The organism is Flavobacteriales bacterium, assembly GCA_016124845.1.
Taxonomy (GTDB): Bacteria; Bacteroidota; Bacteroidia; order UBA10329; family UBA10329; genus UBA10329.
Genome location: WGMW01000033.1, coordinates 38067 through 50663, shown reverse-complemented (window position 1 = coordinate 50663; position 12597 = coordinate 38067). Strand labels below are relative to the sequence as shown.

Below are 12597 nucleotides of genomic sequence, written 5' to 3'. Positions count from 1 at the left end.
GCAAAAGACCTTATGCAACGGCCAAAGATCATCCTACCATGTATAAAGCACTTACGGTCATCCGAAAAGACATTGAAAGAAAACGCAAACAATTATTCACCAAAATCATCTACATCATGGCAAAATTGAAAATGGCCCTCAGTGGCCTCAGCATCCCCGACTACATTGTCCGCACTTCCGGCATATCCAATTCTGTGGCAACCAATGTGGCCACCTTTGCAACGCCCAACCCACCGCTGGCCACCATAGATGCGGCCATTCAACTGCTGGCCGTCCGCCAACAGGCGGTGGACAATAAACAGGGCAAGAATGCCACCTACCTGCGCGATGAGGCAAAAAAGGCACTTCACCCCCTCATTGTGCAACTGGCAACGTACGTTTCGGGCGTGGCCAATGGAAATGGAGACATCATTCTGCTATCCGGATTCAAACTTGTTGATGACAAAAGTTCCGTAGGGGAGCTCTCCCCGCCAGACACCTTTAAACGGCAAGCGGATGGGCAGGGAACAGGAAGTATACGCCTGTCTTGGAAGGGTGTGGACCGCAGCAGCGGCTACATGGCAAGCATTGCCCCCATCCAAACAGACGGTGAAATAGGTGCATGGACCACCTACAAGGCCAAACGTCTGAGCTATACATTTAAGAATCTGGTAAGCGGGCAGTTGTATGCCATGCGCGTGGCCACCCTCAGCGCAGCCGGACAGGGAACCTGGAGCATTACCGTTACCTACAGGCCGCAATGAGCCGTTGGCTCTTAGCTACTGGCCATTGGCCATGCAATTGGGAAAAAGGCTCCGCGGTGCGGGGCTTTTTTTTTACCAAAAATAAAACAACGACATTTCCTTGTTGAATGATGTAATTGAGTATATTGCAGCAGGTTAAAACAACTAACGGCAGTGTTTGATATCGCAAATGCTTTCTTTAGCAAGTAGTTGTAGCGCATTTGAAATTGGGACTAATGAAGTCTGACAAAAACAGAGTTGAAATTGCAAGTGACGTCTTCAATCGAGACGGAATTGGGATTGAGGTTTATCAGGAGAATGAATTAGTAATGGAAATTTTTCGTAACGATACGCAAAAGACGAGAACCGTGACATTTTATAAGAATGACGTACCGTTGGACTTTATTGAAGAGTGCATTGCAACTTTCAAAAAGGACATACCATGGAACTTTATCGACTACTCGGAATTTGAAAAAGGAGAGAAAAACTATCCCCAACACCCACCAAACCTAACGCTTGTTACGGTGCATACAGACGTGACACGCGCAGCCATACGCAACTCGGCTGTCCAAGACACAGAGCATTACGATTACGTACAGGCCACAATAAATCTACTAAGAACATTCATTTAAAACCAAAATCATGAGCATGAATATCGATGTAATACGAAAAGCCATCAAGGAGAAAGGACATTCTTGGGAAGCTGAAGAAAATCACATTACCAAAATGGATCCCGAAGCAAGGATCAGAATGTTGGGGGTTATTGAAGAACCCGAACCAGAAGGTCTATTGATAAACAAACGGAGCGTTGTGGATCTGGCAGCCTTACCGAGTCAGATCGACTGGCGCAATAACAATGGCAATTTTGTTACGAACGTCAAAGATCAAGGGTCATGCGGGTCTTGCGTTGGGTTTTCTTCCTGTGCGGTATTTGAGAGCATGGTAGGTATTGAGCATGGGGTTGAAAAATTGAACAACCTATCGGTTGCCGATTCATTTTTCTGTTCAACACATGGAACCACATGCGAGGGGTGGTGGCCAGCTTCGTTTTTCAACGATAACCTGAGCAGAGGCGTTATCCCGGACCTGTTATTCTCATACGATGCAGCGTTTCCTACATGGGCATGTCCTTATTGCGAAATATTGCCACACCGTTCCAACTATACATACGCTTATGGCAGTATCAACTCTGCAAATACTGTAGATACCACTAAGGCGTATTTGGTAAATACAGGTCCTATTGTGGCCTGTTTCAACGTGTATCAGGATTTTTACGGATACAAATCAGGCATATACAAGCATACCACGGGAAACCTGGATGGTAGTCATGCCATCTGTATTGTAGGCTTCAATGACAACAACGGTAATGGTTACTGGATATGTAAGAACTCATGGGGACCGAACTGGGGAATGCAAGGCTATTTTTTCATCGCCTATAATCAGTGCAATATTGATCTTAACATGAAATACGGTATTTCCGGAACCTCCCTTCCGGCCACCCTTCCACCAAATAAGCTCTACACGACAACGCAGGGAAGTGATGGTATTTGGAAATTCGATCTTCTAACCCAGGCCAAACCGGTACAGATACCATCTACGGCCGGTTTGGGTTTCAGGTCTACAATTGCAATCAACAATACCATGTACATGACCACGCATGGTAGCGATGGCATATGGAAGTTCAACATGATAACCGAGGCCACACCTACTAAGATACCATCTACAGCTGGACTTGGGTTCTGGGGTATTATTCAGAATGGTAATACCCTGTATCTGACGACTCAGGGTAGTGATGGAATATGGAAATTTGATATGACCACAGAATCTACCCCAACTAAGATTCCATCTACGGCCGGTTTGGGTTTCAGGTCTGCAGTTGTTGTTAACAACACCATATATCTCACCACTCATGGCAGCGATGGTATTTGGAAGTTTGACATGGCCACCGAAGCTATTCCCACTCAGATATCATCTACAGCTGGACTTGGATTCTGGGGCATTAAACAAGTAGGCAATATTCTCTACCTGACCACTCAAGGCAGTGATGGAGTCTGGAAATTCAATCTCAATACAGAGGCGAGACCTTTGCAGGTGCCATCTTCAAAAGGATTAGGCTTCAGGGAACTTACTGCTTTCCAAAATATTTTTTACCTGACCACGCATGGAAGTGACGGTATATGGATATTCAGAGCAAAATCAGATTGTAATGCTGAGAAACCGATTCAGATCATGTCAACGACCGGACTTGGTTTTTGGGGAATCATTTCCTCCGGTCAATAATGTCAACTCAATGTGTTTTCTCAAATTATCGTCCAGTTGTTTCTGAAAATTTACCGCGGATATGTTTCCAAAACAAGATCTTAACAGACATGGAAATAAAACCGATATCAGTAAGAGTGAAAGATTCATATGACATCGCACTAACAAACAGAGGCAGCACTGGACTTTCCATACAATGGGAAATAAGTGACGGCAATATTGCTACCGTCACCAGATCAGAGAGCACTCCGTTGAGAAAAATACGGCCGGGCGATTCAATTCAAACCACCTACACAATTCAATTTCATGAAACCGGTAGGGTCAAGATCAATTTTTATGAATCGAGGATATGGGATGATAGCTTTCCGAAAACAACCCTTGCCCAACTCGAATTCAATGTGAGTTGAGTTGCGATGTGCGCGGATACATAGGTGTTCGATCAATGCTGCATCACGAAAAACCTAAGATCAAACCCTATAGTGCGGTTGCATTGTAGGGTTTTCTTTTCGAGTATAGCGTTGGCGGCAAGCAGAAAAACCAATGACGACAGAAGTAATAGTCTTACTAATTCTGGCTTACCTGTTGTCTTCTGCAATAGTTTATTCAAGGACCTCTTGCTCGCGCAAGACTTTCGAAGGCGCTGCCCTGAGGAAAGCCGAAGGGACGTCTTGTGTGGAACAGAACACAATCGATTTTAACCTGATCTACTTGTCAACTAATCAACTGGTCAACTAATCAACTAGTCAACTACCCCCCGCTCGCGCAAGACTTCCGCAGGATGTCTTGTGTGGAACAGAATACGATCAGTCTGCGACTGATCTCCATTACTGACCTGAAGAAGCCGTTCTTCTTAACTTGCTCAAGTAAAACCGACCATGAGCACGCGCTATAAGTTCCACAACCCGGAAGGGGTTTACTTCATCAGCTTTGCCACAGTAGGCTGGACAGATGTATTTACCAGAGCAGCATACAAGGAGATATTTATTGAAAGCATACGTTACTGCCAGCAGCAGAAAGGATTGGAACTGTTCGGCTGGTGCCTCATGACCAACCATGCGCATCTGCTGGCAAGGGCCAAGGAAGGCCATCGGCTCAATGACATTATCCGCGATCTGAAGAAATATACTTCAAAGCAACTCATAACGGCCATTGAGCAGAACCCGCAGGAAAGCAGAAGAGAATGGTTGCTGGGTATGTTTGCCAACGCAGGAAGCCATAATCCGAACAACACGAGGTATCAGTTCTGGCGGCAGGACAATCACCCTGTAGAATGCTATACGGCCGATGTTACCCAACAGAAACTGGATTATATCCACAACAATCCGGTGGTAGAGGGAATTGTGCAGCATCCCGAACAGTACCTTTACAGCAGTGCCAGCAACTATGCCGATGGCAACGGACTCCTGCAAATTGAACGGATAGGATATTGAGAGGACCCGATCAAATAAAGATCAGTCACAGACCGATCGCCAAGATCACCACACGAGTGACCCTTCGGAACACTCGCGCGGGCGCAGTCATCTTTATTCTATCATTTCTGTTTACTGGCTGCTGGTCAACGAAAACCGATGACCCAAAAGAAGCTTGGAAATACTGGTTAGGCATCGAAGTCCCGCAGCAAGTTGAACTTTACAATGGTGAATACTATCAATCGCCTCATTTCACATTGGAGTATGAACTGTTTCTAAAATTCAAAACCGATAAGAGTTGGTTTATTGAATTGGCCGCGTACAACAATTTAGAACTTGATACAACGGGAAATGATTGGGCGCGGTGGACGGAATTACCTGCTTGGTTCAAACCTGACAAATACTCTTTGACATATTGCAAAGACCAAACTGACGTATTTGAACGTTCGAGATACATCATTAACCCGAAAACAGGTGTTTGCTACGTTTATGAAACTGTCGGGATGTAAAACCAAAGGGATGTCCTGTGTGGAACAGACTGCGGTCGGTCGCAGACTGATCAACTAATCAACTGGTCAACTAATTCACTGACCAACTAATTAACTGATCCACTGGTCAACTCATCACCTGCCTCATTCTTGCACCCCACCAATTCGTTTAAGCTTTATTTTTGCGCAACCTCTAAAAACCTCAAACAATGAAAATTCTATTCACATCTATGATTGCCCTGATGATGGTGCTGCCATCGCAGGCACAGGTAACCATCAATGGCGTTACGCTGCCGGCCACCATGAAGGCCGGAGACGAGAGCATTACCCTCAACGGGGGCGGCATCCGTAAAAAACTGTTCTTCAAACTGTATGTCGGTGGGCTGTATCTGGCCAAAAGGTCGTCCGATGCCAATGCCATCATCAATGCCGATGAGGCAATGGCCGTGAAGTTGCAGATCACCTCAGGCATGATAAGCAGCGAGAACATGAGCGAGGCCATTCTGGAAGGTTTCGAGAACAGTACCAATGGCAACACCGCCCCGCTCAAGTCGAAGATCGAGGAATTCGTCAACACCTTTAAGAAGAGTGAGATCGTGGAAGGCAATGTCTTCGACATCATTTACGTGCCGGGCGTTGGCGTTCAGTCGTACAAGAACGGCAAGCTGGAAGGGACCATCGAAGGCATGGATTTCAAAAAGGCGCTTTTCGGTATCTGGCTCAGCGGCAAACCTGCCGATGAAGACCTGAAGGCCGCCATGCTTGGTAAGAAGTAGAACTTAGAACGAAGAATCACCCGAAGGCGAAAGTGTGATTCCACTTTCGCCTTTCTTTTTGAACACAACTTGGATATGAACCACCAACAGTTACTTGACCTTGCCGAGGAGTTCGGCACCCCGCTTTTTGTGTACGATGCAGATGTGATGGAGGCGCAGTACAAACGCCTTCTCAACGCCTTTAAGGGCGTGAAACTGAACGTGCAGTATGCGTGCAAGGCACTGAGCAATCAGGCGGTGTTGCAGCACTTCAACGCCTTGGGCGCGGGGCTCGACACGGTTTCCATCGAAGAGGTGCAGCTGGGGCTGCGCGCGGGTTTCACGCCCGAACGCATCATTTACACCCCCAACGGAGTGAGCTTTGAAGAGATAAAGCAGGCCGTTGAACTGGGCGTGCGCGTCAATATCGATAATCTGGTGATGCTGGAGAAGTTCGGCAGCGAGTATGGCGACAAGTATCCCGTGTGTGTGCGTCTCAACCCGCATATTGTGGCGGGTGGCAACCATAAGATACAGGTGGGGCACATCGATTCCAAGTTCGGTATCTCCATCCATCAGATGCGTCACCTTACGCGCATCATTAAAGCTTACGGCATTCATGTAAATGGGCTGCACATGCACACGGGCAGCGACATTCTGGACGTGGGCGTGTTCCTGAAAGGAACGGAGATTCTACTGGAAGCGGCCTTTCAGTTCGCAGAACTGGAATACATCGACTTCGGAAGCGGTTTCAAAGTGGCCTACAAGCCGAATGATGTGGCTACGGACATTGAGGAGCTGGGTGAGAAACTCTCCGTTCAGTTTCAGGAGTTCTGCAAGGAGTACGGCAAGGAGCTGGAACTGGCCTTTGAGCCGGGCAAGTTCCTTGTAAGCGAATCTGGGACCTTCCTCTGCAAGGTGAACGTGATCAAACAGACCACCGCCACCGTCTTTGCGGGTGTGGACACGGGTTTCAACCACTTCATCCGCCCCATGTTCTACGATTCGTACCACCACATTACCAACATCAGCAATCCCGAAGGGCCCGACCGCATTTACACTGTGGTGGGCTACATCTGCGAGACGGACACCTTTGCGTGGGACAGGAAGATACCAGAGATACGCGAGAACGATATTCTGGCATTCCACAATGCGGGAGCGTACGTGTTTGCCATGAGCAGCAACTACAACTCGCGCCTGAAACCGGCCGAAGTGCTGCTGAAAGGTGGCAAGCCTTATCTCATCAGTCGCAGACAGACCCTTGACGACCTGTTGGTGAGCCAGGTGGATGTGAGCCATCTTTTCAAAACCAAGCAGAAAGCAGTGAAAGACAGCTAATTGCTACTTTCGGGAATCGATCAAAACCTGATAGAGATGAAACCGACCACCAAAATATATTTCCGAACGTTTATTGTAAGTGCGCTGATCTTCGGTGCATTGATGACAGCTTATCAGTTCGTTGCAGAAGGTCGGGTGGTGTGGTATCAGCAGCTCTTTCAATCCACATTCTTCGGGCTTTTCATGACCCTGTTGAGCGCATTGTCCGTCAAACGGGTCATCAAGAAACACGGGATCGAGAATCCGACAATTGATGATTTTAAAGTGAATCAGATCATAACCATCGATAGTCCGCTCTCATCAGAACAGGTGCTGGAGCTGATCAACAAGAACGAGGACACTAAAGGCTGGACGCTGAAGTTCGATACCGAAAAGAATCTGAGCGGAAAAACAGATGTGAACTGGAAATCTTGGGGAGAGAAAATAGCTCTCAAATTCACCGATGGAAAGATCACGATCGAAAGTCGGCCAGTGGTTCCGACCACCCTGTTTGACGGAGGTAAGAACCTCGGGAATGTGATGACCTTGAAGGGCATCATTGTCAACGCCACGTCATAACGCGTTTTACTGACCATTCTCATTTCATTTACGGTCTGTGGTTCAGACCTTTACTGCCGCTTATTGAATAGCGGCATCATCATTCATGATATTTTGTGCTGGAGGAAGCCGTGAAACTGAACATCATGAGACATCTCTTTCTTACACTTTTTGCAGTTGTGTCCTTCCTCTTTAACGGAATGGCACAACAAGCGATCACCATCACCCACAATGATATGCCCAATGTGAACGATACGTTCCGTTTGAGCATCTGCGACAACCTTTTGGGAATTGTGAACCTGAATGATGATGGCCCCGACCAGACCTGGAACTATTCCACATTGGGTTCTTTCAATCAGCGCGTGGATGAATTTGTTGACCCCGTTCTGGGAACACCGCTGATCTACAACGTTACGTTCAGCAACTTCTTCGATATGAACTACTTCGCCACCTTGGCCGCGCCAGACCAGTTCGGGCAGTTCGGGGCCAACCTCCTCAATGTGACCGAGGTGTATGACTTCTACCGCGAAACGAACTCCTACTTTGATAATGTGGGGCTCGGACTGACCATCAATGGCTTTCCGTTGACCGCCAAAATGAATCCGCGCGATAAGATCTACGAGTTTCCGCTGGAATACGGAGATCAGGACAACTCATTTGCCCAGTTCGGTGTTTCGGTCCCTTCTTTCGGGTACTACGGACAGAAGATCTGGCGTAGCAATACCGTTGATGCGTGGGGTGAGTTGACAACACGTTACGGCACGTTCAATACACTGCGCGTGACCACCATTTTGGATGTGACCGACACCATCAGTTTCCAAGGTCTGAACTTTGAACAGGCACAGCCTACCTCGTTTGAAGTGAAATGGTTTGCCAAGAACATCGGTATTCCCGTACTCACGGCCAAGGGGCAGATACTTTTCGGTCAGCGCGTGGTCAATTCCATCGAATACCTCGATTCGATCAGAGGATTCACCTTGGCCTCGTTGCCTCCCAATCCCGTTGATACCACAACCGTTGATACGACAACCACAGACACCACAGGAACTTCGGGTATTTGGGATTTCCCCTCTGCCCTACACGACCTCCGCGTGGCACCGAACCCATTCAATGGCGAACTCATAGTTTTCATCGATGCAGATAAGAACGCCACGGTCAATCTGTCACTTTGGGATCTTCTTGGCCGCTGCATTTCAACCAATCTGACCCCAAGCAACACAGTTTCGGCAGGTCAGAACATGCTATGGGTCAATACGGAAGGCATCAAACCTGGAACCTATCAACTTATCATTACCGAAAAGAGTGGCCAACGGCACGCATTGCGGGTGTTGAAACTTTAGAGCAAGAGAAAGGGCCCTTCGGCATTGCCAAAGGACCCCATCCACCTACAAGGACAAAGCATTACCGCTTCATCAAGCGTTCAACCCTTACATTTCCGTTTGTGCTTTTCGCGCTTACCAGATAGATTCCTGCGGGAAGGTGTGAGATGTCGATGTTGGTTTCCTTGGAACCGACCACCGCAATTTGCTGGATGATCCTTCCACTCACATCCATTAGTTGAATTTCGGCAAGATCGGTGGCAGAAACCGTTACAATGCGGCTGGCTGGATTTGGCTTGAGTTTCATCGCGACTTGGTTATCACTTTCAGTTATTCCCACCGTAATTATCGAAACCATATTCGAACTGAGTGGGCAACCCGACACATCTAAGAAGTCAACGTGATAGCTACCATTTGATGTAACCGTATAACTGGAATCCGTGGCACCAGAAATAGCTGTCGGGCCATTATACCATTGAAAATATCCCTGTTCAGGAATTGAAAGTGTGAGGCCATTTTGGACAATGGTCGGTGGATCCTGTAGTTCGTAAGCACCGATGTCAATACTACTGCCCACCACTCGTACCTTTCCTGCTTGGTCCTCTACTGGAGCATTGACGGAGTTCCCTGCATCAATAGCTGGACTTGAACATTTCAAGGCACGTGTTTTGGTGAATGAATGACCGTTATAAGCCAATGTATCCAGCATTGGATCAACCGTCAGATCCGAAGTTAATAACGTAATGTTTGAACCCGAACTGTTTTCAAGAATATTGTTCCCGAGACTGACTGCGGTACCAATGTTGTCTGTATGAATGTTGGCCACTGCATTAGCAACAATGGTGTTGTAAAGTGACAGGCTTCCTGCGTTCCAGATATTGTCTCCGCTACCTTGGGATTCGTTGTCGGACAACGTTGAATTGGAAATGTTCAGCGTTGAACCTGAGCCAGAGAAAATGGCCCCACCATTCCCACCTATGCATTCATTTCCAGAAAACGTGGATGAACGGATATTCAATGTCGCAGTACTATAAATGGCCCCACCATAGGCCGATTGCTGACCAGTAGAAACCATGTTATCGTAAAAACTACAGTAGTTCACATTCATTTCCGCTCCCCGATTATAGACAGCACCCGCAAAACCATCACCGATAGGTCCTGCTGGCATGGCTCCATTATTGAACAGTTCACAATGGTTCAGGGTCAACGTAGCATTTGTGTTATTGAAAATGGCTCCTCCACCCTGATTCAGTGACTGAATATCTGCTGTGTTGTTGTACAGTCTGCAATAGTTCAGTTCGAGCATTCCGCTGTTCAGAAACGCTCCACCAGTAGAAACAAATCCTCGGACAAAATCCACTCCGTAGAATGTGGCAGAACCCGTATTCAGCACACTAAAAATGCGGCAGCTATTATTGGCATCGACCGTGACCGCATCACCATCTGGAAAACCTATGATGACGATGTCCGAACTGATGGTAATGGTAGAACTTGTCATAATGGTTGCACCTTCCAAATTTGGAGCAAAGGTTATGGTATCTCCAGAGGAAGCCTGTGAAATTTCGTCACGCAACGACCCTGCCCCAGAGTCATTTGTGTTCGCAACTACCTGAGCGCGAACAGTTGAAATACAATTCAACAAAATAGTTACGATTGAAATAATTTTTAATACTGATATAGATTTCTTCATGTTGCATAAATTTTTAGAATCCATTACAAGATTACCCACTACACTCTGCCATTCGGTCTGGGATGAATAACTGTCGATGTAGATGTAATAAGTGACTGCCCCTTGAACCTAAAGACTCATTCTAACTAACAAAAAGGGCCCTTCGGCTTTGCCAAAGGACCCCATCCACCTACAATGATAAAGCACTACCGCTTCATCAAGCGTTCAACATTTACAGTACCGTTTGTGCTTTTTGCACTTACCAGATAGATTCCTGCGGGAAGGTATGAGATGTCGATGTTGGTTTCTTTGGAACCGACCACCGCAATTTGCTGGATGATCCTTCCACTCACATCCATCAATTGAATTTCGGCAAGATCGGTGGCAGAAACTGTCACAACGCTGCTCGCTGGATTTGGCATCAATTTCATGGTATTTGAGTTTTCCTGTTCTTCAATTCCTGTGCAAAGTGACACGTTCACATGAACAGTATCGCTGTAGAAGTTATCGTACATATCGTATGCTTCCAGCACAATGGCATGGTCACCCGCACCAAGATTGTCTGCATCAATCACAAATGAATCGGAAGTGCTGTTATCGGCCGTCCAGAGGTATGTACACATGCTTGTTGCAGTAACCGTCTGTGTCTGGCCAGCGCACATCATCAGGTTATCCTCAGAAACAAGGTCGATATTCGCTACAATATCCGAACGCAGTTCGCATAGTGAAAGAGCCCTATCCCAGACCTTCACCTCATCAATATCACCATCAAAATACTCCCCACCGGAAGAAGTAAGCGCACCGACCACCCATGGAGCGGTTGAGAATGACGGAGGAGTTGCAGGTGTAATTGTCTGTAGAATATTGCCATCCTGATAGATGGTCATGGATATGCCGTCCCAAGTACATGCCACATGGCTCCAGCCCCCACCGTTGAATGTTGCTGATGGCGCGGTACACCAAGTATATCCGTTTACATAATAATGGGCAGAAAGCACCCCGTTCTCGATATGTAGAACGATGTCCCGTCCACTATAGGTCTTACTTACGATGGTATGGGTGAATCCTGGGGCATTGCCTCCAAGAACCCATGCCGAAATGGTGAATTCCTGTCCGAGGTTGGCATAGGCGCTTGTATATGGCACCACTACATAGCTCGCAAGCCCATTGAAGCGCATGGCACCTCCAGTACTGCCGAACCTATCTACAACGGCCGTTGCTGAATGGGGCGTGCCGTTGTTTCCGTTGGCAGAAATATCGGTCGCTGAACCTCCATCAAGAGGGAGTTCTATAACAACACCGTTAGTTGCCGGCACAAACGAATTCATCAGACAGGCAATCTCATCATCGGGGGTCGCGTACGCACGAATCAGGATATTGTCGAAATAACCATTGAAGGTTTCTGAAGTACCGAGTGCTCCGACCGTTACATCACCGCTTGATTGAAAGTCAGGCCCTTCTGAAAGCACCATTTCCTTCACAGAAACACCATTTACAAAAAGCTTCATGGTGTTTCCGTCCCAAGTTGCAGCCACATGATACCATGTACCCGTTGTAATGACAGGCACATCGCTGGTAACGGCAGTAATTCCGCTGGAGGAATTGGTAAAATGAATCTGCATCTTTCCATCGAAATGGATACGTAGGTCAATATCGCGATGGCTACCGTTCAATTTGGTTACTACCGAATTGTAAGAATCCAGCGAGCTGGCATTGATCCAAGCCGAAATGGTAAAAGCATCATCCATATCCAAAAACTCAGGTGCGGCAGGAATTGTGAGTCGCTTACCTGTCCCAAGCCCAATGGCTCCTTGAACTGTATTATCATAGCCATTGGCATACAACGGATTTCCAACTGCATTCACTGTATGCGCATAGGCCGAGATATCTGTAAGGTTTCCATTGAGCGGAAGGTTTAGAAGCACTTTCTCTTGTGAACATTGCGCTCTGACCGTGGCCGCCCATGCCAGTAGGGCCATAACGCTTAAAAGGCTCAATAAAAAGGGTACGTGTTTTTTCATAATGTGTTGATTTAGGGGATTAGTATGACACAAGTGTACCCCCATTGTCCAACCCGATCGGGCGGACTTCAACAACCGTT

Annotated in this window: 10 protein-coding genes and 1 pseudogene; 9 read left to right on the top strand and 2 right to left on the bottom strand. The window is 47.1% G+C overall.

What is annotated here, in order from left to right; all coding sequences use genetic code 11:
- Positions 1–38: 38 nt before the first annotated feature.
- The 9 genes and pseudogenes from GC178_12635 (at position 39) to GC178_12595 (ending at position 8848) form a co-directional block, all read left to right on the top strand.
- The gene (locus GC178_12635; GenBank protein ID MBI1288410.1) at positions 39–743 is read left to right on the top strand and encodes a hypothetical protein; all 705 of its coding nucleotides are present in this window, start codon (positions 39–41) and stop codon (positions 741–743) included.
- A 215-nt stretch (positions 744–958) separates the two neighbouring features.
- A pseudogene (locus tag GC178_12630) lies at positions 959–1180 on the top strand (hypothetical protein).
- A 184-nt stretch (positions 1181–1364) separates the two neighbouring features.
- Positions 1365–3002 carry a hypothetical protein gene (locus GC178_12625; protein ID MBI1288409.1) on the top strand — a complete coding sequence of 546 codons (1638 nt, stop codon included), beginning with the start codon at positions 1365–1367 and terminating at the stop codon, positions 3000–3002.
- Positions 3003–3856: 854 nt separating this feature from the next.
- Positions 3857–4411 carry a transposase gene (locus tag GC178_12620; GenBank protein ID MBI1288408.1) on the top strand — a complete coding sequence of 185 codons (555 nt, stop codon included), beginning with the start codon at positions 3857–3859 and terminating at the stop codon, positions 4409–4411.
- The gene (locus tag GC178_12615) at positions 4408–4899 is read left to right on the top strand and encodes a hypothetical protein (protein MBI1288407.1); all 492 of its coding nucleotides are present in this window, start codon (positions 4408–4410) and stop codon (positions 4897–4899) included. Before GC178_12620 ends, GC178_12615 begins: the two co-directional genes overlap by 4 nt.
- A 188-nt stretch (positions 4900–5087) precedes the next feature.
- Positions 5088–5654 carry a chalcone isomerase gene (locus GC178_12610; GenBank protein ID MBI1288406.1) on the top strand — a complete coding sequence of 189 codons (567 nt, stop codon included), beginning with the start codon at positions 5088–5090 and terminating at the stop codon, positions 5652–5654.
- A 75-nt stretch (positions 5655–5729) separates the two neighbouring features.
- A complete protein-coding gene (gene lysA / locus GC178_12605; protein ID MBI1288405.1) occupies positions 5730–6971 on the top strand; it encodes a diaminopimelate decarboxylase in 1242 nt (413 codons plus the stop codon).
- 36 nt (positions 6972–7007) lie between these two features.
- The gene (locus tag GC178_12600; protein ID MBI1288404.1) at positions 7008–7529 is read left to right on the top strand and encodes a hypothetical protein; all 522 of its coding nucleotides are present in this window, start codon (positions 7008–7010) and stop codon (positions 7527–7529) included.
- Positions 7530–7654: 125 nt separating this feature from the next.
- Complete coding sequence (locus GC178_12595) at positions 7655–8848, top strand: T9SS type A sorting domain-containing protein (protein ID MBI1288403.1); 1194 nt, start codon at positions 7655–7657, stop codon at positions 8846–8848.
- Between the two features lie 61 nt (positions 8849–8909).
- Here the strand turns inward: GC178_12595 and GC178_12590 are convergent, their stop codons facing one another.
- Positions 8910–10541 carry a T9SS type A sorting domain-containing protein gene (locus GC178_12590; protein MBI1288402.1) on the bottom strand — a complete coding sequence of 544 codons (1632 nt, stop codon included), beginning with the start codon at positions 10539–10541 and terminating at the stop codon, positions 8910–8912.
- Between the two features lie 161 nt (positions 10542–10702).
- Positions 10703–12589 carry a T9SS type A sorting domain-containing protein gene (locus tag GC178_12585; protein ID MBI1288401.1) on the bottom strand — a complete coding sequence of 629 codons (1887 nt, stop codon included), beginning with the start codon at positions 12587–12589 and terminating at the stop codon, positions 10703–10705.
- Positions 12590–12597 lie beyond the last annotated feature (8 nt).